The sequence below is a fragment of the Leptospiraceae bacterium genome (genome assembly GCA_016708435.1).
GTDB lineage: Bacteria > Spirochaetota > Leptospiria > Leptospirales > Leptospiraceae > UBA2033.
On sequence record JADJFV010000036.1, the window covers coordinates 38,293 to 59,599 of the forward strand.

General features: G+C 35.8%; 22 protein-coding genes. 12 read left to right on the forward strand and 10 right to left on the reverse strand.

The genetic code is table 11. The annotated features are described in order from the left end of the window. Window positions 1–2: 2 nt before the first annotated feature. A complete protein-coding gene (locus tag IPH52_27005; GenBank protein ID MBK7058632.1) occupies window positions 3–2,069 on the forward strand; it encodes a thioredoxin domain-containing protein in 2,067 nt (688 codons plus the stop codon). Window positions 2,070–2,104: 35 nt separating this feature from the next. Here the strand turns inward: IPH52_27005 and IPH52_27010 are convergent, their stop codons facing one another. After that, a complete protein-coding gene (locus IPH52_27010) occupies window positions 2,105–3,130 on the reverse strand; it encodes a pirin family protein (GenBank protein ID MBK7058633.1) in 1,026 nt (341 codons plus the stop codon). 184 nt (window positions 3,131–3,314) lie between these two features. Between IPH52_27010 and IPH52_27015 the strand changes: the two genes are divergently transcribed. The 4 genes from IPH52_27015 to IPH52_27030 all read left to right on the forward strand — a co-directional run bounded on the left by IPH52_27015 (window position 3,315) and on the right by IPH52_27030 (window position 7,100). Further along, window positions 3,315–4,100 (forward strand): hypothetical protein, encoded by a 786-nt coding sequence (locus tag IPH52_27015; GenBank protein MBK7058634.1) that lies wholly within the window; start codon window positions 3,315–3,317, stop codon window positions 4,098–4,100. A gap of 709 nt (window positions 4,101–4,809) precedes the next feature. Next, complete coding sequence (locus tag IPH52_27020) at window positions 4,810–5,460, forward strand: hypothetical protein (protein ID MBK7058635.1); 651 nt, start codon at window positions 4,810–4,812, stop codon at window positions 5,458–5,460. A gap of 134 nt (window positions 5,461–5,594) precedes the next feature. Next, entirely contained in the window at window positions 5,595–5,852 is a 258-nt protein-coding gene (locus IPH52_27025; protein ID MBK7058636.1) for a hypothetical protein, read from the forward strand. A gap of 111 nt (window positions 5,853–5,963) precedes the next feature. After that, window positions 5,964–7,100 carry a DUF3137 domain-containing protein gene (locus tag IPH52_27030; protein MBK7058637.1) on the forward strand — a complete coding sequence of 379 codons (1,137 nt, stop codon included), beginning with the start codon at window positions 5,964–5,966 and terminating at the stop codon, window positions 7,098–7,100. Window positions 7,101–7,106: 6 nt separating this feature from the next. Here the strand turns inward: IPH52_27030 and IPH52_27035 are convergent, their stop codons facing one another. From IPH52_27035 to IPH52_27045, 3 genes are all read right to left on the reverse strand, one after another. Then, window positions 7,107–7,586 (reverse strand): hypothetical protein, encoded by a 480-nt coding sequence (locus IPH52_27035; protein ID MBK7058638.1) that lies wholly within the window; start codon window positions 7,584–7,586, stop codon window positions 7,107–7,109. 63 nt (window positions 7,587–7,649) lie between these two features. Next, complete coding sequence (locus tag IPH52_27040) at window positions 7,650–8,057, reverse strand: ester cyclase (protein MBK7058639.1); 408 nt, start codon at window positions 8,055–8,057, stop codon at window positions 7,650–7,652. 354 nt (window positions 8,058–8,411) lie between these two features. Next, entirely contained in the window at window positions 8,412–8,897 is a 486-nt protein-coding gene (locus tag IPH52_27045; protein ID MBK7058640.1) for a hypothetical protein, read from the reverse strand. Window positions 8,898–9,260: 363 nt separating this feature from the next. Between IPH52_27045 and IPH52_27050 the strand changes: the two genes are divergently transcribed. After that, window positions 9,261–10,568, forward strand: coding sequence for an adenylate/guanylate cyclase domain-containing protein (locus IPH52_27050; GenBank protein MBK7058641.1), 1,308 nt, complete (start codon window positions 9,261–9,263; stop codon window positions 10,566–10,568). Window positions 10,569–10,901: 333 nt separating this feature from the next. Here the strand turns inward: IPH52_27050 and IPH52_27055 are convergent, their stop codons facing one another. Next, window positions 10,902–12,254 (reverse strand): adenylate/guanylate cyclase domain-containing protein, encoded by a 1,353-nt coding sequence (locus IPH52_27055; GenBank protein ID MBK7058642.1) that lies wholly within the window; start codon window positions 12,252–12,254, stop codon window positions 10,902–10,904. Between the two features lie 855 nt (window positions 12,255–13,109). Between IPH52_27055 and IPH52_27060 the strand changes: the two genes are divergently transcribed. Continuing rightward, window positions 13,110–13,973: a hypothetical protein gene (locus IPH52_27060; GenBank protein MBK7058643.1), complete on the forward strand. Its 864-nt coding sequence runs from the start codon at window positions 13,110–13,112 to the stop codon at window positions 13,971–13,973. Here the strand turns inward: IPH52_27060 and IPH52_27065 are convergent. Further along, window positions 13,965–14,633, reverse strand: a complete 669-nt coding sequence (locus tag IPH52_27065; GenBank protein ID MBK7058644.1) for a hypothetical protein — start codon at window positions 14,631–14,633, stop codon at window positions 13,965–13,967. The two genes, IPH52_27060 and IPH52_27065, sit on opposite strands and share 9 nt — an antisense overlap. 344 nt (window positions 14,634–14,977) lie before the next feature. Here IPH52_27065 and IPH52_27070 point away from each other — a divergent pair, with 344 nt between their 5' ends. Beyond that, window positions 14,978–15,313, forward strand: a complete 336-nt coding sequence (locus tag IPH52_27070) for an STAS domain-containing protein (protein ID MBK7058645.1) — start codon at window positions 14,978–14,980, stop codon at window positions 15,311–15,313. Then, window positions 15,310–16,146, forward strand: coding sequence for a J domain-containing protein (locus tag IPH52_27075; protein MBK7058646.1), 837 nt, complete (start codon window positions 15,310–15,312; stop codon window positions 16,144–16,146). Before IPH52_27070 ends, IPH52_27075 begins: the two co-directional genes overlap by 4 nt. A gap of 1 nt (window position 16,147) precedes the next feature. On the opposite strand, the gene IPH52_27080 is transcribed toward IPH52_27075, so the two are convergent. Genes IPH52_27080 through IPH52_27095 form a run of 4 tightly spaced genes read right to left on the reverse strand, consistent with a single transcriptional unit; the run spans window position 16,148 to window position 19,159 of the window. After that, window positions 16,148–16,933, reverse strand: coding sequence for a glycosyltransferase family 2 protein (locus IPH52_27080; GenBank protein MBK7058647.1), 786 nt, complete (start codon window positions 16,931–16,933; stop codon window positions 16,148–16,150). Then, window positions 16,917–18,092, reverse strand: coding sequence for an acyl-CoA dehydrogenase family protein (locus tag IPH52_27085; protein ID MBK7058648.1), 1,176 nt, complete (start codon window positions 18,090–18,092; stop codon window positions 16,917–16,919). Before IPH52_27085 ends, IPH52_27080 begins: the two co-directional genes overlap by 17 nt. Next, a complete protein-coding gene (gene hpt, locus IPH52_27090; GenBank protein MBK7058649.1) occupies window positions 18,092–18,547 on the reverse strand; it encodes a hypoxanthine phosphoribosyltransferase in 456 nt (151 codons plus the stop codon). The genes IPH52_27085 and hpt overlap by 1 nt, the downstream gene beginning before the upstream one ends. A 54-nt stretch (window positions 18,548–18,601) precedes the next feature. Next, complete coding sequence (locus IPH52_27095) at window positions 18,602–19,159, reverse strand: histidine phosphatase family protein (protein MBK7058650.1); 558 nt, start codon at window positions 19,157–19,159, stop codon at window positions 18,602–18,604. An 86-nt stretch (window positions 19,160–19,245) separates the two neighbouring features. Between IPH52_27095 and IPH52_27100 the strand changes: the two genes are divergently transcribed. The 3 genes from IPH52_27100 (at window position 19,246) to IPH52_27110 (ending at window position 21,299) form a co-directional block, all read left to right on the forward strand. After that, on the forward strand, window positions 19,246–20,532 hold the full coding sequence (locus IPH52_27100) for a citrate synthase (GenBank protein MBK7058651.1): 1,287 nt from the start codon (window positions 19,246–19,248) through the stop codon (window positions 20,530–20,532). A 74-nt stretch (window positions 20,533–20,606) separates the two neighbouring features. Further along, entirely contained in the window at window positions 20,607–20,888 is a 282-nt protein-coding gene (locus tag IPH52_27105) for a type II toxin-antitoxin system Phd/YefM family antitoxin (protein MBK7058652.1), read from the forward strand. Window positions 20,889–20,891: 3 nt separating this feature from the next. Continuing rightward, window positions 20,892–21,299 (forward strand): type II toxin-antitoxin system VapC family toxin, encoded by a 408-nt coding sequence (locus IPH52_27110; protein ID MBK7058653.1) that lies wholly within the window; start codon window positions 20,892–20,894, stop codon window positions 21,297–21,299. Window positions 21,300–21,307: the final 8 nt, after the last annotated feature.

Here is a 21,307-nt window from a genome sequence, read left to right on the forward strand (position 1 = left end):
ATATGAATCAAGATCGCAAGCCCAATCGTCTCATCCAGGAAAAAAGCCCTTATCTATTGCAGCACGCTTACAATCCAGTAGACTGGTATCCCTGGGGCGAAGAGGCATTTGAAAAAGCAAAGCGAGAGGATAAGATCGTTTTGCTTTCCATTGGGTATGCAACTTGTCATTGGTGTCATGTGATGGAGCGCGAATCGTTTGAAGATGAGAAGACTGCTGAGATCATGAATCGAGATTTTGTTTGTATCAAAGTAGATAGAGAAGAAAGACCTGATATTGATAAAATCTATATGGACGCGCTTCATGCAATGGATCAACAGGGAGGCTGGCCTCTTAATTTATTTCTCACTCCCGCTAAAAAACCAATCGCAGGAGGAACGTATTTTCCACCTGTTCAGAAATATGGACGTAAGAGTTTTACAGAAATTTTAGCTGTCATCAAAAATGTTTGGGAAACTAGAAAAGAAGAATTGATTCAATCCTCAGAGGCTATTTCTGATTTTCTCCAGAAAGAAGACTTTGCGGCTAAAGCAGATTTAACGCTACCAGACGATTCTGCTTTTGAAGCAGGGTTTAGTATGTATGATAAATTCTTCGACGAGACTTACTATGGCTTCAAGACAAACATGGTAAATAAGTTTCCCCCTAGTATGGGTCTTTCTTATCTTCTTGGCTATTACAAAAGAGCAAAGAATCAAAAGGCTCTTATGATGGTTGAGACAACTCTTCTCGCTATGAAGAAAGGAGGTATCTACGATCAAATCGGTGGAGGAATTAGCCGTTATGCGACAGACCAGAGATGGCTCGTCCCTCATTTTGAAAAGATGCTCTATGACAATTCTCTTTTTATCCAAGCGCTTACTGAGTGTTATCTGGTTACTGACAAGAATTTCTACAAAGATGCAGTCTATGATATTGTAGGTTACATTCGTCGTGATATGAGTTTAGACGATGGCGGAATTGCCTGTGCAGAGGATGCAGACAGTGAAGGGGAAGAAGGAAAATTCTATATCTGGAGTCTAGATGAATTTCGTTCTATCTGTAGAAAAGATTCATCTATATTAGAAAAGTTCTGGGACGTTACCGAAGAGGGAAACTTTGAAGGACATTCTATTTTAAATGAATCCTTTCATTTGGAATTTGAAAAAGAAAATAACCTTAACCCAAAAGAGTTTCAATTACTAATAGATAAAAATAAGAAAAAGCTTTTAGAAATTAGATCGAAACGAATTCGTCCTTTGAGAGATGATAAAGTATTAACCTCCTGGAATTGTCTATACTTGCGCGCCCTAGCCTATTCCTCTATTGCATTTCAAGACAAATCGCTATTAGACGATGCTATTCGTATATACGAATTCATACAGAATAAACTATTCAACGAAAATTGTAGGCTTTTAAGACGTTATCGAAATGGAGAATCTAGATTCTTTGCCTATCTTACGGATTATGCAGAGTTGGCGCTTGCTTGTATTTATTTATACAAAGCCACTTACGATTCCAAGTATATAAAATCTGCTCATGCGATGACAGAAGAAACCATTCGGCTCTTTCGCTCTCCAAACGGACCTTTCTATGATACGGGAAGTGATGGAGAAGAATTAATTCGTAGATCTATAGACGGATACGACGGAGTAGAGCCATCGGGTAATAGCTCTATGGCGCATGTTCTAAACCAATTAGCCTCTCTCGGAATTGAAACTTCTCGCTATGAAGATATTGCAAATTCAATCTATAGGTATTTTTCAGAAGACTTAAATACACGAGCGATAAGTTATCCTTCTATGCTTTCTGCCTATTTGTATACAAAAAGTTCTCCCAAACAAATTGTAGTCCTTGCGGATAAAGATAACTCGGAGGCAAAAGAGATTTTAAAATTTCTAGAAACAGAATATCTACCCGACGCATTCATAGTATTTGCCACAAAGGAAAATATCTCCGAGCTAGAAAGGATACTTCCTGTCCTCAAAGGGAAAACTTCTGATAAACCGCTAGCCATCTTTGTCTGTCAAAACCAAACCTGCGACTTACCAATATTTACCCTTGAAGCTTTAAAAGAGAAGCTAATATAACTCGGGGGTGACATTTTCCGAAGGTCTATTCTTCTCTACACCTTTGGCAGGTCTTCTCGCCCGTCCGAGTGAATGGCAAATCGTCCTTTGCCTCTAGGATGGACTGGCTCGGAAGATTGCCAAGACCAACCACCGAATTGAGTCGATTGAAAGTCTCTAAATGCTTCTTGAATTTCTTGTGTTGTATTCATTACAAAAGGACCATATTGAACGACCGGTTCTTCAATAGGCTTAGCCTGTAGAAGTAAAAAGCGCGATTCTGCTTCTCCATTTTGGATGAGTATGTCTTCCTCAGAAACCAATTCAAGACTATGATAAGAAGGAATTTCTTTTTCATCGATTACAACTGTTTGTCCTCGATAGAAGTAAAGACTTCTATTGACTCCAGCATTAGAAGCAGGTAATATCCATTTGGCGCCAGCTTCCATTTTTATCACCCATATCGCAAGAGAGTTCTTCGGGTCTGACCCCCATGAATCAGGTGGAGGGGGTGGAGGTTGTAAGCCGCCTAATTTTCCGGCGATGATATCTACTTCTGTGTATTTTCCATTTTCATCTTTCGACTTATACTTGGGAATCGACTCATTCCAGAGCATTGTAAAATGAGGCTTCACAAACTTATTCGCTTTCGGTAGATTCAACCAGATTTGAAAGAGTTCAAGCTTATTAGGCTTATCCTCATTTACCAGGGGAAACATTTCTGCATGTTGAACTCCCGCTCCTGCTGTCATCCACTGCACATCTCCTGCCGAATAACGTCCCACTGCTCCCATAGAATCAGAATGATCTACAAAGCCAGACTGCACAACGGTTACTGTCTCGAAACCGCGATGAGGGTGATTCGGAAATCCTGGAATCTTTTCTCCATGATACATTCTCCATCCATCCTTTACTTGAAAGTCCTGTCCTATATTACGTCCTGCTAATGTAGATTTTTCGGGTCCCATAGAAGAATTTCCCTTTGGATAAAAGTCTTCATGGTGGACACAAAACAAAAATGGATCTATAGTCTCCCATTGAAATCCCATTCGCTTAACACTTTTAATCATCTGTTTACTCATACTTATCCCCTGCCCTGTAATTTCTTTATCGGATTTACCCTTCTTTCCAAATAGCTTAAATAATAAAACAGGTAAAGAGAGTGATGCGAGTCCAATCATTTTTTTTAAGAATTCTTTTCTGGTTTTCATTATCTTTAGTCTCTCGAAACTCAATAATTTTTATTGCAAAATTTCATGCTTTCGAATGTTGAATAAATATGACATGAAAAAACTTGCTCCCATATTAATTTTCTTATTTTTCACAATCAATTGTTTGAAAGCAAAAAAATCTCCCTTCGATATCTCAAGCCCTAGTGGTCTTTTCGGAGTAGGTATCCTTACTAGTGGAAATGGAATTAACAAAAGCAATGGTAGTGGGTCTAATACCAACGAACAGAATACAGAAGTTCCTAGCTTTACTGTTTCTGGTAGCATTAGCGGATTTACACAAGGCTCTATGACTTTATCTAATAACGGGAAAGATGAATCCAATCTAAACCCTACAAACACCTATTCATTTAAAGTTCAAAAAGATAGTTCATTCAATATAATTATAAAATCAAACCCCTCTGGCTTTGTCTGCTCTATTATAAATGCCTCTGGTATCGCTACTGCAAACGTAACCAATGCAAATATAACCTGCTTACAAATAACAACACCCAAATTAGTTTATAGTCCGGGCAACTGGAATGACTATGTAAAAAATGATGGGACAGATAGGCTAACAGCAAGTAGTTCCACATGCGATGGAACTGAAACTGGAAATTACTACCAGTCTTGTATTCATGCTGGCGAGATTCGCAAAATTGAAATTCCAAATAAATCTTCTTGCACAGGTCTCACTATAGCGGATAACGCTTCCTCTGGTGGAGCACTCAATTGGATATGCAAAGAAGACAGTGCAAATAACCAGCTCGTAATTTACTCTACTAACTTGCGAAAAGGGAAATATTTATCAGACCTAATCGACTGGTCACTTTCTATCCCATGAAAACAAAACTTTATTGAAATTAAGTCTTAACAGAGAGAGCAACCACTTGATTTGAATCGACAACCTCAAACTGACTGGAACTACAGCCAGGAATTATACATATCACAACCTTCGCTTGCTTTTCCTCGCCGCATACACACATCTATCCGACTATCTTAGCTGGATGAGCTACTATCAAGCGTTAGACATTTTAAACTTAATAATCCAGCTATTGCATTATCTGGGCAAAAGAATTTAATCGAAGATGTCAAGGTCATGAATGGGAAACATCAGGGCATTGCATTGAATACGACTGCTACAAATAATCTAATTATTAATTCTACTTCCGCAAATAACGCCTTCAACGGAATTTACTTAAATAGTTCAGGAACAAGTAATTTTTTCTGAATACAGTTCCTGTATCGTAATGGTTCCGAGAGGAATCTTTGCATATCACTCAGGATCAAATGACAATCACTTCAATGAATTTAACTATCATCATACATTAATAAAGAAGGTGGTCTTATGTTTTTTACTAACTTCAATAAAAATTTTATAATCAATCATTCTTTCATTAAACAATGCTAACTTTGGATTAGAAAATTCAGGTTCAAATAACAATACCATATACAATCAAATCAGTTCCAATAACAATACTTCAGCTATTTCACCGCAACTTGTTTCAACGACTGCGTCCTATTCGGGCAATGTCTTTACTGGATTATTTAAAGTGTCGGGCTTAAACAATATCGCCTGTAATGCGTTAGGCACTCCGGCTGGAATTGGTTTTACAAATACCTGTGCTCAAGAAGGTGCGTCTGATTTCGTTTCAAGTTTTAGTATAGATGTATTAACAGGAATTCTAGCGGGTAACGGTGGTAAGTCTTCATCCGATTCCGCCAATTCTAGTTTCGCTACTGGAACTGCAACTTATTCTACTACTTTAAATTGGAATAGCTTTGAAAATAACTTTCGCTTCATAGGAAAAGCAGGCGGCGCATTTCCTGATTTAACTAACACACAAAGAGGACATTGCATCACAGGGGACACTTGCCAAATCTGGGATGCATCTTTAAAACAATCTGACACTATTGCGCGTAACGTCAATTCTTGCCCCACTAGCTCTTCTACAATCACACATAATTCCATTACTTTTTTAAGAGGCGCTTATGAAATCTTAGGAGATTTTATTGGCGACGAAGATGGTCTTTGTGAATCCAATGAATCCTGCATCTACACACCAAACATCGGAGCCTACCAGGGGCATGGTAGTATTATCCCCGCGTCACAGGTCACAAGCTCTACTAATAAATGTAACGATCTAACCACAGGCACAATTTCAAATGTAAAGCTTTATAAGTTTGAGACAAACGGGTATTAATCCCTATCAACGCTAAGCAAATCGAAACATATAGGTAGTTTCCCTATATGCGGATTCTCCCTATAGACAAGCCTCCTTTTTCTTGCTAGAATAACCGTATTACTAAAACTGAGAAGTATAAACGAAATGTTACCTTGGCAAAGCATTCGGACTACACTGCAATTGTATTGGATGATAAAATAAAGGCTGAATTTATTAGTCAAAACAAACCAATTCCATCGACCAATTTTGCTATTCAATCCAAATTTTCCCATGGAGTCTTAAAGCTATTAATCGTAGATTTAGAAACAGGAGAAATTCTCAGTTACGGCAAAACCGAATTATCCGATGAAAAGGAAATGCCTATACAATTCGAAAGAGTAATTGAGGAACAACTCCTTAGATACAGATAACTTATTCTTTAATTCTTGTTTATGAAATTTTTACTATACTTTTTTTCTGTTCCTTTCATCTTGAAAAATGACAACTCTCTCAACGCCACGTTTAATAAGGAAGAATAGAAAATGGAAACATACCTCGATTTATATAAAAGACTAAGACCTGTTCTCCAAAGGTTAGACAAAGAAAGAGAGAGAAAATTATTCTTTGTAATTCCTATTTCTATAGTGTGCCTGTTTCTCTATTTGTGCGCGATCGGTTTCGTTGACATATTCATATTTGGAGACGAATCATTAAGACCAGATAATTTCTTTTTCATGCTATTTATTCAGATAATCTATTATATACCCTTGATAGGCTGTGCTTGGCTTTACTCAAAATTGAAGGAATATATGGGTGAATACGAAAAACGATTTAAGACCAATATCATTAAGCCGATTCTTTCATCCATTGCGGATAATGTAAACTATAGGCCAGATGATAAATTCAAATCTAAGGATGAACTTGAGGATAGCGAATTTATATCCGAAAGACCAAGTAGGATTGATGGAGAGGATTTAGTAGAAGGAAATATAGAGGGAATTAAATTTGCTTTCTCCGAAATTTACGCAGTTAAAAATACCAAAACATCGAACGGTAAGACGAGTGAGGAAACTTTATTGGATGGAGTTTTTTTTATAGGAACATTTCCGAAAGCAATCGCTTCTACTATTAACATTAGCGGTAAGAGTCATATTCTAAAGCCAATAAGTTCTGGTCTATTCAGCCCAGTAGTAATACTCTGTGCTTTTATTTTGGGAGTTATTTTTTTTCTAAATGTAATTCCTCCTGAAACTATTATTAGTTTTCTTAAGAAGCGCTTCTTATTATTTTTTTTCATATTCCCTCTATTGATTTTTCTATTTCTTTCTGTCGCAAGAAAATATAAAACGATAACACCTAACAGTAGATTAACCCAATTAAACAAAGGAAGTCTATATCTAAAAGAAAATTATAGAGTTTATGCTGATTCTCCAAGTGATGTTGATCGTATTTTAACTAAGGAAGTGCAATCTGCCTTAGTTTCATTCCAGAAAAAAACCTTAACCTCTGCAACCATTCATATCAGAAACGAAATGGTTTATATCTTTATCCCTAACGGTTTCAATATTTTTGAACCAAAATGGTTTAGAAAAAATACTGACCCAAAGGTGATTCAAGAATCCTATGATCTCATGCGGGGATTTCGGGATATAATCGTGACGTTGAAATCTACTATTTAAGGCTAATTACTCTTTGTCCCTTTGCGACTTTTGTTGACTGGTAACACCAATCGAAAGAAAATGAGCTGTATGCATAAAATACTTCATCATCCTCTCGGCTGAATCGGGATCAATCTCTTTAGTCTCTTCTACAGCAGCCTTCATATGAAGCAACCATCGATTAGCCGCTTTCTCAGACATATTAAATGGCATATGCCTACCAATGAGAGCGGGATGACCTTTTCTTTTAGAAAAATACATAGGTCCACCCATTCTCTGCATAAAGAACTCAGCCTGATTCTCTATTGCCTCTTCCATACTTTTATTCTTAAAAATATTCTGAAACCATTTCTCTTTGTCGTTATAAACCTTTGTATAAAAAGTTCTACTTAATTTCCAAAAGGTTTCTTCTCCAAGTCTTTCGTAGAGGTTCACCTCATCAATTCGCATTGCTTCTTCCATCGTGAGTCCGGTTCTTTCTTCTATGAGTTCATCTAAGTCTTTCATGTTTTACCTAATTTTTTATGTAAAAAAATTTTAGCGAAGTAATTAAATTTATAAATTCGTTTTTTATTTCATTGTAGGAGCTTTTAATAATAATTCTCCCATAAGTTCTGATACAATCCATTCTTCAGAAATCTTTTCGTTTTCGAAATGACTAACTATCATTTCAGTCCACTTTACCTTTTTTCCGCTTGCTGGAATTCTTTTCATATTTTTGCTGTTCTTACCGCTTAAAGTTCTTTGCCAAGTTATTGTATTAGAAGATTCATTTAAAAATTCAATTTTAACAACTTTAATATCTGAAAATGCAGAACGAAGCTGTTTAAAAAATGTTTTAATGAAAACATGTCCTTTGTATTCTCTCGCCCCTGCATGGGCAACATAATTCACTGCAAATACTTTCTCTACAACATCCAATTTACCATCTTCAAAGAGTTGGCTAACTGCTAGCTTAATCATTTGTTCTTTGTTCATAATAATACCCTTTTACTTATTGGCTCTCTATTAAACTCTTCTCCAATATATTTTCCAACATCTCTATTGTCAAATTGGTTCCTTTGTCTTTCTAGGAATTTGTATTCAACTTCTCGATAATTCTATCTCCTTCTATCCCACAAAGTTAAAAGCCTAAATACCACTTCTCGCAAATAAGTTCCACTATTTTTCTACGTCAACAGCAAAAACCTAGAAGATAAACATCTTACGGCTAATCTATGTTAAACTCTTTAGTGCGCTTTTTACGCTAAGGACAGGAAATATTTCACGCTAAGACTTTCTTTTTTTCTTCGCGACTTAGCGCACTCGAGTATAATTCATTGAGTTATCCGATTATTTTAACTTCAACAAATCGCACTCGATCACATGATTGGCACCGAGAAGATTAGCAATCTTATCATGCAAAGATTTACAATCTAGGAAATTCAAATCATCCTTTTTTCCTTTTGAAAAAACATTTACATTCGCATCATACTCTGTTCCGAGTTTATCAACATCCTCTGGGGTTATATTAAGAGTATCCGTTGCAAACATATCGGGCTTAGTGAGTTCCACTGTATCAGAAATCATATTTGTAGAATCTGGTCCTAGATCCTTTCCGAACTCGAAGCTTACAACGATTTTGCTCTTCGTTGCTTTTATTTTTTTTAAGGCAGCCGGTGTTAGTTGGACATCGACTTTGAAATAGGGAAACACTGATTCTTTTGCTATCGCAGTTGGCTCTACAGGTTTTTCTTCTACTTTTGGTTCTTCTTTTTTCCCACAATTCATTAGGAAAAGAAGTGCAGAAATTGCAGTTATTAATTTTAATTTATTCATCTTTTTAATTCTCGCTATCAATTAAATTAAACTTTTACCAAGAAATGCTTTGTATTTATAAATTGCATTAAAAAATTACTTTCCTTTGTAACAGGATCTTTCAAAATTTCATCGTAAATAATTTTTTAGAAAGAGGAACCAATAGGGATTAGCAAAAACACAATCAAAGACATCGAGCTTAAAGATAAACAGATGTTCGGCAATATTAACTTTCTTTTTACAAGCTAGAATCAAGATAAACTGAAGAAGGCATAGGATTATTAAAAATAATTTCATGAATAGTAATTTCAAAGTCTAGAATAGAAAATCAATTTTAATTTAGGTTGACCAAAAGAGAAACTTAGACCAGGCTGAAATTAAATTATGATAAATCAAAAAACAGTAGATAGTGAAATTTATAAAATTTTTCAGGCGGACATAGAAAAAGAAATACTCAAAGGGGAAATTACCCGTGCTAAGTTTTTATCCATTATTTTTTTAATAATAACTTTTTTCTTTTCTGCTTTCCCATTTTTCAGACCAGAGGATTATCTCAAAGTTTTTACAGACAAGTTAAATCCATATTATCCGCCTATTTTTTTTATTTCTGCTTCTACTTATTTTTTTATTAATAGCCAACTCTTCCAACGATGGTCTCGCCTAAATAAACCGGTTCCTATTGCTCCACGTTATTTGGATGCATTGATCCAAACAAGTCTGCCATCCATTCCTATTCTATATTTAGGATCAATTCGAGAGCCTGCGATTTATGTAATGTTGACTCCACCCGTATTTGTTTACTTTATTTTTATTATTATTTCTGCGCTGCAATTAAATTTCAAACTGAGCGTTTTCACTGGATTAGTCGCAGCTACAGAATATTTTTCTATAACGCTTTACTTTCATTATAAATCCATGGGAATGCAAACGGATTTTGCGATTAGCTCTATTCAATCACATATTGCTAAGACTGTTTTCATGCTGGTATCAGGTATTATCGTAGGTTATGTGACTTTGCAAATTGAGCGAAGGCTACTCAATTCATTTAAATTGTTAGAGGAACGCAATCGAGTTACGAATATTTTTGGTCAGCATGTTTCGCCTGCCGTTGTGGAAAAGCTTTTAAGCCAAACTGAATTTACAAGTGAGATGAGGCATGTTTGTATGCTTTTTTTTGATATTCGAAATTTTACTCAATTTTCGGAAACTAAAAAGCCAGAAGAAGTTGTGAGTTATCTAAATACGATCTTTGATTTTTCGATTGATATTATTAATCGCAACGGGGGAATTATAAATAAATTTTTAGGTGATGGTTTTATGGCTGTGTTCGGTGCACCTATTTCGAGCGGAGATGATATTAAGAATGCAGTGAAAGCTTCTCTTGAAATAATAGAACGAGTTCAACTAGAAGTGGATAATAAGAATATACCTCATACAAATGTAGGTATTGGACTTCATTCTGGGGATGCTGTAACAGGGAATGTTGGTTCAAGCAAACGCAAAGAATATACAATCATTGGAGATGTTGTAAATTTAGCGTCTCGCATTGAACAGTTAAATAAAAGTTATTCTTCAATGCTATTAGTTTCTGAGGATGTATGGAAAGGATTGAGCGGATATTCAGGAGAATCCCTTGGAGAGGTTCTAGTTAAAGGTCGCGAAAAACCAGTTCAAATTTACAAATTAGCTTAGGGAAAACAATGAAAGAAATACATTTATTCTGTGATGAACATTCGCAGGCAAATGCAGATAGATTTAGATTAACTGAGCACCGAGCAAGCCCAATTTACTGGTAAAATACTCGCCGAGAAAAAAATTCTAGCAAGTTTAAAGTTTAAAACTTTATTTATAGTTGGTCATGGTGTTACAAACTAAACGGGGTAAAATTTTCTGAATTTGCTATTACAAATGGAACGACGTATAAGGAGTTAATACTGCATAACCCCTGGATTCGAACTGGCAAGTATAACTTTGACGTTCCAACTGGAAAGACTTATGAGTTCTTAATTCCTGAGAAATATTTTTTTAAATATTGATTTGGTAAATAGAGTGTTTGCCTTCAATTCCTTTTAGGTTATGGGATGACTTTGCCACTCTATTAAATCCATTTTTAAGAAAAAGGGAGCGAACTTCTTTATCAGTGAAAACTTCTTCTGAAAATGAAATTTGTTCACTCTTAGAAATGGACTGAATTCTAGCAGCCTTATTAACAGTGGAACCAAAATAATCTAGTCTTTCATTCAAGTTTACTAAAATCGCAGGACCACGGTGCACTCCTATTTTTAAATAAACTTTTTCTGAAATATCTTTATTCAAGTTATACTCTTTCATTCTCTTCATTGCCGAAAATATTGCCTCAAAAGAATTTACATTTTTTTGAAAAGAAGCCATCACAGCATCTCCGATAGTCTTCACGATAATGCCTTCTTTGTTTTGAATTTCTGAAAGTAAAATGTCGAAGTGATCGCGCACAATATTATATGCCCTTACATCGCCTAACGTTTCATACATTCTAGTCGATGCGGTAATATCTGTAAAGAGTAAAGTAACAGAAGAGATTACAAGACGTTCCCGCCCACTCAATACCTCGGCACCAAATAATTTGGAAAACAAAGGAAAATGTTGTAGAGTAATACCACTTAGCCGTGGTTTCATTAAAGCAATAGGAATTTCTTCTAATAGTTTATTCTTATGCAAAAATAATCCAGCAATGGGAGCTCCTAAATTTCTCCCGATTATATGAACAGGTCCGGATTGTATTCGAATTTCTTTTTTATCGTAGTCTTTTTCCAATTGGGTAATTTCAATTTCTTGCATATTGGAAGCTTTTGTGCTCTCGACAAAAAGGATTCCTTTTGCAAGAGTAATCGGACAAAAATAGCGGTATTCACCTGCCTCTAATTCAATTGTGCTCTCCATTGAATTTCCTTTGGGCAAAGCAAATTCCAAAAGTGGATTTAGACTTGGAGGTGGAGCGCAAAATGGCGGTAAGTCTAAATCTTCAATATCTTTTGTCAGGGAAAAAGTAACCTCTACTCTATCTTTAAAATCGGGAGTATAATCTTTTTCGCACATTTTACAACTTGAAATTGACTTTGCTTCCCGCAGGGAATGAAAAGAATCAGTAACCATATTGCAATGCGGACAATGCATTTGCCAATTTAAAGTAAATGCTTCAAGAGAAATACCGTAAAGAAAAATTGGAAGGATTGAATTAAGCGAATAATGCTCATTAACCAGAGAATATGGATTGATTTGAAATCTCTCTATAGGCTGTGATTTTAAAATCCATTCTTCTACATAGTCTAATGCTTGTAGAGAAACAGATTCTTTGTCCCGGATTTTAACCAATCTTTCTTTTAATAGAACTTCATTCATAAATCTTTCTCCATTTTCTTTCTAGTAATCTGCATCCAACTTCTCTCATAATTTTATATCCTTCTATCCCACAAAGTTAAAAGCTTAAATACCACTTCTCGCAAATAGGTTCCACTATTTTTCTACAAAGGGGTATTCCCCATTCTCAAAAGCAGAGTATCCAATTTTAATCCAGAATTTACTTTTGAGAATGGGTATAACAAAAGTGGACTTTCGTCTCTTTCATAATAAGATGTTATGAAGTAAGCGGGGGAAATTTTCGCATCAATTTAAAAGCCTGACTATTGTAAAGATATACCTCTGGTATCCAAGAAAAACCTGGCTTTAAAAAATGTCAATGTGATTCAACATTAGCAATAAAGTCATGCAATTTAACGAAAGCCCCTGCGGGCGCAATACTCTTCACATGGGCGTCAGTTCAACCCATGCAAACATTAAAGATGAACTTCAACAAGGGGGATAAGTAATACAAAACAAAGTCTTTGGATATGTAATCATTCCAATGAATATGCAAACCTTTCAAATAGATATGCAACCATTCCAATGAATATGCAACCATTCAAATAGATATGCAACCATTCCAATGGATATGCAACCATTCAAATAGATATGCAACCATTCCAATGGATATGCAAACCTTTCAAATAGATATGCAACCATTCCAATGGATATGCAAACCTTTCAAATAGATATGCAACCTTTCAAATAGAATATGCAAACCTTTCAAATAGATATATTATCCAAGTCTATGCTAGACTAGACATCCTTGTCTGAATCTACCTATTGCTTTTACTTTTTGAATAGACGAATTTTCTCCCATTTTAAAAGGTTATTTTAAACAAGAGGAACAAATAGATGAACAAAAATGCCTTATATTTCTTTTTTTATACCCTGGCGGCTTTTATTTTGACTGGCTGCAATCGGTTGGATACTATCGAGTATTCGCCCAAACTTACGCCTGACGCTTTTTTAAGCACACAACACTGGATGCGACTTCAGTTAGGATCATTGAATTTTGTATTAAGTCAGCCGTCTTCTTCCTTAATCGTATACTTTGTGAGCCTGTTTGATATTTTTGTCGCTTATAAATTCTTTACCAATCTACAAAATCAAAAGTCCAAACTATGGTGGGGAGTTGGTCTATTTCTTACAGGGGCGGGAGCATTATTAGCTGGAACTAGCTACCAGGCTTTTGGCTATGAAATCAAATGTGGCGGAAGAGAATTTTGCACATGGACTAGCTGGTGGGAAATCATCTACGCGTTATTATCAGGACTTGGAATGAATGCATTCTTAGTTGCCTGTGCTCACTCCAATGCAACGGGAAGCTTTCGAAAGACTATTATCTATTATGCGGTAATCAATGCAAGTCTCTACTCTGTCCTTTTACTTTATGGTGCATTTGTTCCCATTCAGTTTCTTGTATCCTTTGAATTCCTAAGTCTCTCTTCTACACCTAGTGTGATCTTCTTTGTTTGGATTTATGGGAAGGCATACAATAAAACAAAAGACAAAATGAATCTCTACTTGCGCAATACATGGATTATCCTCATAGCGGTTATTTTTACGTATGCGCTTTATTTGATTGCAGGAATCACCCAACCACTCTGGCAAAAAGGAATCTGGTTTACAGAGAATGATATTTTACATGTTGGAATGATTTACTGGGTTTATTATATCCTAGTAAAACTTCCAAACGAAGTAAAAGATTTACTCTAATTCCACATCGTTTAATGTATTGGAGAGGTTAATGCGATCGTTTAGAGCCTTGTGATCTACAAGTTTATCAAGCTCTCGCACTGCCTCTTCCAATTTAGTTCTATACGTTCTTAAAAGTCTAATTCTATCAACAGGGGAAGGGATCTCTGACATACTCACCATTTTTCGAATCGGTGCGTTAGACTCTGTATAGTTTGTATGTTTATCCACTTGGACTTTTACACCTGTCATTTCTTCATTGCTTGGTTCATTGGAAATAGACTTAATGACTGTTTCCGAATCCATCTTGGAGCTAAGTCTTGTTCTTCTCTTGTGAAAAGAAATACTATCTAGTTTTCCCTCTGCCATTTTCAAAACAAAGGTTTCAATTACAAAATGCTGGAGTCGTCTACCGGGCTGTGTCTCTGTGAAATTTCGAATCTCTCTTGTATAAGAATTATTCTTTATGCTACCCTGACGAACTAAATACGGGATGAACTTAGAAAGCTCACCTTGAAAGAATTTTACATCTTTCTTTACAATCTCAAACGTTGCCCTTTGTTCATTTGTAAACTCTCTAGTCTGTATGGTTCCATCTGGATTGATTAAAGTTGGATATTCAAAATCATCTGCTGACACAGTAAACAGCAAACTAAAAAAAAGAACAAGTAGAATAGGCATAATGTATTTCCTAGGTAAATTAGTATTTGCATACAGTAAACGCACAAAAGTTTTTTTCAAGCTATTTAATTTTTGAAAAGGATTGCAACTAGGCACAAAGACACAGAGAGAAGGTAAGAATGCATTTCAAAGATTACCACCGATGGACACCGATTAACACTGATAAAAGATAGGATATTAGTATAAAATTCTGAGTTTGGTTTCAATCCGAATCATTTTTTATCGTTCTGTTATCGGTGGTATTCTTGAAAGGTCCGTCTATCAAAAATATCTTCTTTTCTAATAGTGTTTTCCATTTATTGATTGTAAAAAAGGCAAGGTCAATTAAGCTTTGAGACATACGTATGGAAATAACGAAAAGAAAATCTGGCGAAACAATAGTGATAGAGCTTTCTGGGAGTCTCGATATTTATACGGCTACTGACTTTAAGACATATTTACAGGCAAATGTAAATACCGATCACTCTAAAGTCGTTGTAAACATGGAAAAACTCAATTATATCGACTCTTCGGGAATAGGAATGCTGATCAAGAGTTTGAATTATATGAAAGAATTAGACGGACAACTCCAACTAGCCAATCTAAAAGAATCTCTACAGAAAATTTTTAAAGTAGCTGGCTTAACAGCCTACTTTCAATTTATCACAGAAAAAGAATTCAAAGAAAAATATTTGGCATGAACTCGACGCATTTGACAGAGCAGGCGCTCGGAGAAGTTCTTTCCGAAATTCAAATTCAATCCTTTGACTGCACTTGGAATATTTCAAATGAGAAATTAATCGAAGTAATGGGAATTCGTAAAGAGGATTTTTACCGTAGCCTCTATTCTCTTCGCAGAAATCACTCCCAAAATCTAAACCTTCGCTCTTTCAGCGAAAAAGAAGGCGATCTTCTCTGTCTTCTATTACAACAAATTCTACGTAGAGCAGATATTGAAGAAGAATTTCTTAAATCAGGCGTTTACTTCCCCGAAGCTTCTCTCATAGAGCTTGGACAAATTTTGGTAGAGCTAATACAATCAACACTCAAAAAACACAAACTCGACAAAGAACTCTTTCATCTTCTTGTAAGCTCTACCAAGCAATTTGATGATGCATTTGATTCTTATTTCGAGGACAAATTTGATTTAGAAATATTATACGAAAGAAGTATTAGCATCTTTACAAACTCAAGAAATATCGACACTTCTTTCGGGGCAGATATTTTTCTCAAAAAGCATTTACAGGACTTAATTAAATACAATAAAATTTCGTTAAAGAAGATAACACAGGAATATAGACAAAGGTTTTATTACGAATTATTCGGAAAAATTAAACGTGAGGGGAAAATGGATTCAGATACTAGAAAACTTTTAGAATTCTTTCAATTAGAAGATAATGCAACTCTAAAGGATTTAAAAAAACGTTTTAAGGAGCTACTCCTAGTTTACCACCCGGATGTAAACAAAGACGGACATGCAAAGACACAAGAGATTATAGAAAATTACAATAAGCTATTTGAGCTTATCCGCTAATCTAAAAAAAACTCCAACCCCATTTATTAAAGTAACGTGCCATATTAGCTATAAATACAAAGGTAATCTTCCAGTCTCTATGTGCAGCTCTCTTCCAGAGATGAACGATATGCGCCTTAGCATAATAAGAAGTTCTAAATCCAATGCTCTGCACTTCTCTACAAATATCTGCATCCTCAAAATATAAAAAGTATCTCGGGTCAAATCCTTTTACACGATTCAGAACATCCCTTCTAAATAACATAAAAGCTCCACTAATAAATGGAACTTCGTAATTCTCCTCCTGATTCAAGTCTCTCATTTCATAGTTCTCTAAAATCGTCTTGAATAAGAAATGCAAAAACTTCGGAACAAACCTTCTAACAAAAAGAGAGGCTAATGAAGGGTATCTCTTGTTTAAAAATTGCTGGGTTCCATCTAAGTTTAATACTTTGGGAATTCCTATTCCTATTTCTGGATTCATATCCATATAATGAATCATTTTTTCAAGAGCATCCTCTTTGATAAATACATCAGGATTTAGGATAAGAAAGAATTTGGACGGCTCAGCATTCTCTATCGCAATATTATTTCCTTTTCCATAGCCTACATTTCTCCCATGATTGAAATGATAGAAAATCCTAGAGTCCTGCGCAAAAGAGTAATTACCCTGAACAGGACTATTGTCTACAATGTAGATTTTTACTTTGAGTTTAGTATCCAGAAAAGAATTTACGCACTCCTGCACAACTTGCGGAGAAGTATCGTAAACCACTACACTCGCAATGCAATCATAGACTGGATTCATACTGCTTCTTTAAATCGCTTACAATGTTTTTCTGCATTGCTTCATTCGTTCCACCACCAATCGAAAGTAAAATTGAATCCCGATGTAGTCTCTCAACCGGATACTCTCTACAATATCCATATCCTCCTAGTGCCTGAATCGCATTTCTAGAAACACGCTCAGCCATTTGAGTCGTAAATAATTTTGCAGAAGCAGCACCTAAAGAGTTTCTAGATTCAGGATTCATATTAGAAGCGACTTGGTATACGAGTGCTCTCGCAGCCGAATACTCAGCGTAAGACTCTGCAATCATTCTTTGGATTTGACCAAACTCGGAAAGTTTCTTTCCAAATGCTTCTCTGTGTAGAATAGAATATTCACTCATAATATCGAGACAACGTTTCGCAATTCCAAGAGATTGAGCGGCTAATGTAATACGCTCAATTTCCAAGTTGCGCATCATATGAGAAATAGCACCATTCTCTTCACCAATTAAATTCGCTTCTGGCACTTCTAAGTCTTCAAAGACTAGCTGAGTAGTTGGCGAAGATCTCATTCCCATCTTTTCTTCTTTCTTTCCAACGCTAAATCCTTTGAAATTGGATTCAACGATGAATGCTGTCGTCTTCTTAATGTCTCTCTTGTGTAATTTTGCATAGACTAAAAATACATTTCCAATGCTTCCATTTGTGATGTATTGCTTGGTTCCGTTTAATATGTATTTGCCGTTAGACTTAGTAGCGACAGTCGCCATACCTAATACATCTGTTCCTGCTCCGGGCTCTGTCATTCCCATACCAGCAATCCACTCGCCGGATATAACCTTTTGCAGATAACGAGACTTTTGCTCTGCATTCCCGCTATAATAAAAATTATTTACAAATAAAACTTCATGCGCTAAATAAGAGAGTGTAAACCCCGGATCATACTTGGACATTTCTTCATGAATGATAACAGCTGCTACTGCGTCTAAGCCCAATCCCCCGTCTTTTTCAGGAACGGTAACACCGAGTAGTCCCAACTCAGAAGCCAATTTTTGAAATACTTCTTTGTTAAAAGTCTCTGTTTCATCGTATTCTTTGGCTTGCAGGTCTAATTCTTGTTTTGCGAATTTCGCAACATTGTCTCTAAGCTCTGCATGTGCATCACTGGGATTAAACAAAATATCTTGTCGTTTCATTACACTATTTCCTCATATATTCCAATATAATCTAAATTTCTAAACTTGCCGCGGTAGTCCATTCCATATCCTACTACAAATTCATCTTCAATATCAAATCCAACAAATCGTATATTCGTTTTCGATTTATGCTTTTTGTGTTTTACTAGAAGAGAACAAACTTCAATCGAATTTGGTTTTTTCTTTTTTAAATATGCAATTAAATAATTTAAACTAAATCCGCTGTCTATAATATCTTCCACGATTAAAACTTTTTTGCCTTTGATATCAAGACCTACATCGCGTTTAATCAATACTGCACCGGAAGATTCTTTTCCATCTCCATAAGAAGATGCTTCTAGAAAATCAATTACAGAAGTGGATTTTATTTCGCGCATCAGATCAGCGGCAAACATGAATCCACCTTTCAATATACACAGAAGAACTATTTCTTCCTTCTTATAGTAAGCAGAAATTTCTTCTCCTAGTTCTTTTACTCTTTTTTAATTTTGCCGTTGTTATTAATTTTTTCATTGTTTTACCGGAGTCCAGAATAATATCAATTTGCCTGGAAACGTAGATATATGCTTCCAGGAGGAAATCGGAAAAGATAAACCAATCAAGGCAGACGTGCTAAATTTTTGAAAAAAAGAAAAGTCTTTGTATGCATTCTGTCTTAGAATCAATTGGTTTGCTAATTCCTCTAGTTCTGGATTATGCCCTAAAAATAAAATTGAATTATGCGAGTCGTCTGTATTTGTAATGAGATTATAAAAAACTCCAATATTTGCTTCATATAAAAGTGGGGTTACTTCTACATTCTTAAACAAGTCATTGTTTTTATTTACAATCTCTAAAGTTTCCACGGCACGCTTTGCATCAGAGACATAGGCAATATCTACACGGAGACTTCTATCCTTTAAAAAAGAGCGCACTGCCTTTGCATTCTTGCGTCCCCTTTCTGAAATAGGTCTTTCATGATCGATTCGGAATTCAGCAGCCCAGTCTGATTTTGCATGTCTCAGAAGATAAATTGTTTTTAGAGAATCCATATAACGATTGAGTTCATTTGAAATGATTCGGGTCAAGCAGAATTAGGTCAATTTGGTTATTGACTCATAACTAGAACCATGTTCTATGGAGTCATAAAGAAAACAAAAAGGTGTAAAAAAGTATGAGCGGCTACAACAAAGCAGAATTAAACTTGGATGGCAAATCATTTCCTCTCAATATAGTTACCGGCACAGACGGAAAGCAGGGGCTTGATATTAAGAATCTCTACAATTCTACAGGCATGGTTACCGTGGATCCCGGCTGTTTCAATACAGCTATTAGTGAAAGTAGTGTTTCTAGGCGAGATCCCGATAAAGGTCAATTGAGCTATCGAGGATTTCAAATTGATGATTTGGTTAAGAATTCGACTTTCGTCGAAACATCCTATCTTTTAATTTACGGTGAACTTCCAAAGGAAGCGGAACTAAAAGATTATTCGCGCAGACTTTCCAAGCATTCCATGATTCACGAAGATATGATCAATCTATTTGATGGATTTCCTGGGAAAGCACATCCACTCGCTGTTTTGTCTACTATGGTAATGTCTCTTTCTAGTTATTATACCGATGAATACGAAGAGTCAAGAGACAGAGGAGTAGATCAAGTCACTCGCCTACTAAGCAAAATAAGAACGATAGCCGCTTTCTCATATAAGAGAATGATCGGGCAACCCTTTGTTTACCCCATCGACAAACTTCCGTTCTGCACAAATTTTTTGCATATGCTTTTTTCTGTTCCAAGTGAGCCTTACCTTGTTCCGAAAGATCAAGACAGACTTCTAAATCAACTTTGGATTTTATACGGAGATCACGAACAAAATGTAGCGGCTACTACCGTTCAGCTTATCGGTAGCACAAAAGCAAACTTATTCGCATCTATTAGTGCCGGCATTTCTGCTCTTTGGGGATCGCGTGAAGGCGGACAGAGTGTAGCCGCAGTTGAATTCTTAGAGAACATTCTAAAATCAGGTAAGTACTATAAAACTTATTTGAGTGATGCATCTGTGCGAGAAGATTTAACAAAGGCAAATTTCTTAGGACATGAAGCATACAATGTAAAGAGTCCAAGAGCGATAGTCGCAAGAGAAATTTTTAGAGAGTTTTTCAAAACACACCATAGTCCATTAGTTGATTTAGCATTTGAAGTAGATGAATATATTTCCAATGAAAGTTTTTTTGCGAATAAGAGCCTTTATCCGAACTTAGAATTTTACAGCGGAATTTTATTTAATAGCATTGGAATTCCTAAGAATATGTTTACTCTCATGCAAGCAATCGGAAAGCTTCCGGGCTGGCTTGCACACTGGAGAGAATTGCGTATACGTAGTAATTTTAAGAAGGCTAGACCAAGACAAATCTATATTGGAAATCTGAATAAAACGCATATTCCAGTCGAGAAACGAGGTTAATTATCATTTCATTTTTAAAAAAAAAATACTTGACTATCTTACCATATAGCCATCTTGATAGCTATATGGTAAGGATGACAGAAAAAAGCTACAGCATTGCGCACACGAAGAACCACCTTCCTGTTTTAGTGCATTCCCTCGAATCTAATCCCAGTATACCCATTACCAGACGCGGAAAAGTAGTTGCTTATTTAGTTTCTACAAAAGAATACGAAGCGTTAAAAGGCAAACGTAGGAAATTCACCGATTCATGGAAGACCTTGCGTGATTCAGATGATTTCAAAAAGTATACCCTATCCGATAAGGAAGTTTCTAGTTGGAGAGATTCTTCTACCGGTAGAGATTTTTCTCTCTAATCTATGGACTCCATTTACCTACTCGATACCAATATTCTCTCTGAGCCACTCAAAAAAACTCCGGATGAAGCTGTTCTAGAATTTCTAGAAAAAAATGAAACAACGATTGCTACTTGTAGTCTAGTAATACACGAATTAATATACGGAATGGAAATTCTAGACGAAGGTAGAAAGAAAAAGATTCTAGATTCATACATCAAGTCCGTTTTAGAAACTTTACCAATCTTTGAATACGATACTGCCGCATCTATTTGGCACGCAAAAGAAAAAGCACGTCTGACTAAAGTAGGTAAGACTCCTTCCTTTGTGGACGGACAGATTGCGTCTATCGCACAAACTCAAAACTTAAAGCTTGTAACAAAGAACTCTAAAGACTTCAAACCATTCAAGATAGAATTAGTTGGGTTCTGATCGGAAAT

Excerpts from the sequence above, each read along its gene's own strand:
- IPH52_27005 (MBK7058632.1), top strand. The coding sequence starts at position 3 with ATGAATCAAGATCGCAAGCCCAATCGTCTCATCCAGGAAAAAAGCCCT.
- IPH52_27010 (MBK7058633.1), bottom strand. The coding sequence starts at position 3,130 with ATGAGTAAACAGATGATTAAAAGTGTTAAGCGAATGGGATTTCAATGG.
- IPH52_27015 (MBK7058634.1), top strand. The coding sequence starts at position 3,315 with ATGTTGAATAAATATGACATGAAAAAACTTGCTCCCATATTAATTTTC.
- IPH52_27030 (MBK7058637.1), top strand. The coding sequence starts at position 5,964 with ATGGAAACATACCTCGATTTATATAAAAGACTAAGACCTGTTCTCCAA.
- IPH52_27035 (MBK7058638.1), bottom strand. The coding sequence starts at position 7,586 with ATGAAAGACTTAGATGAACTCATAGAAGAAAGAACCGGACTCACGATG.
- IPH52_27040 (MBK7058639.1), bottom strand. The coding sequence starts at position 8,057 with ATGAACAAAGAACAAATGATTAAGCTAGCAGTTAGCCAACTCTTTGAA.
- IPH52_27045 (MBK7058640.1), bottom strand. The coding sequence starts at position 8,897 with ATGAATAAATTAAAATTAATAACTGCAATTTCTGCACTTCTTTTCCTA.
- IPH52_27050 (MBK7058641.1), top strand. The coding sequence starts at position 9,261 with ATGATAAATCAAAAAACAGTAGATAGTGAAATTTATAAAATTTTTCAG.
- IPH52_27055 (MBK7058642.1), bottom strand. The coding sequence starts at position 12,254 with ATGAATGAAGTTCTATTAAAAGAAAGATTGGTTAAAATCCGGGACAAA.
- IPH52_27060 (MBK7058643.1), top strand. The coding sequence starts at position 13,110 with ATGAACAAAAATGCCTTATATTTCTTTTTTTATACCCTGGCGGCTTTT.
- IPH52_27065 (MBK7058644.1), bottom strand. The coding sequence starts at position 14,633 with ATGCCTATTCTACTTGTTCTTTTTTTTAGTTTGCTGTTTACTGTGTCA.
- IPH52_27070 (MBK7058645.1), top strand. The coding sequence starts at position 14,978 with ATGGAAATAACGAAAAGAAAATCTGGCGAAACAATAGTGATAGAGCTT.
- IPH52_27075 (MBK7058646.1), top strand. The coding sequence starts at position 15,310 with ATGAACTCGACGCATTTGACAGAGCAGGCGCTCGGAGAAGTTCTTTCC.
- IPH52_27080 (MBK7058647.1), bottom strand. The coding sequence starts at position 16,933 with ATGAATCCAGTCTATGATTGCATTGCGAGTGTAGTGGTTTACGATACT.
- IPH52_27085 (MBK7058648.1), bottom strand. The coding sequence starts at position 18,092 with ATGAAACGACAAGATATTTTGTTTAATCCCAGTGATGCACATGCAGAG.
- IPH52_27100 (MBK7058651.1), top strand. The coding sequence starts at position 19,246 with ATGAGCGGCTACAACAAAGCAGAATTAAACTTGGATGGCAAATCATTT.
- IPH52_27105 (MBK7058652.1), top strand. The coding sequence starts at position 20,607 with ATGACAGAAAAAAGCTACAGCATTGCGCACACGAAGAACCACCTTCCT.
- IPH52_27110 (MBK7058653.1), top strand. The coding sequence starts at position 20,892 with ATGGACTCCATTTACCTACTCGATACCAATATTCTCTCTGAGCCACTC.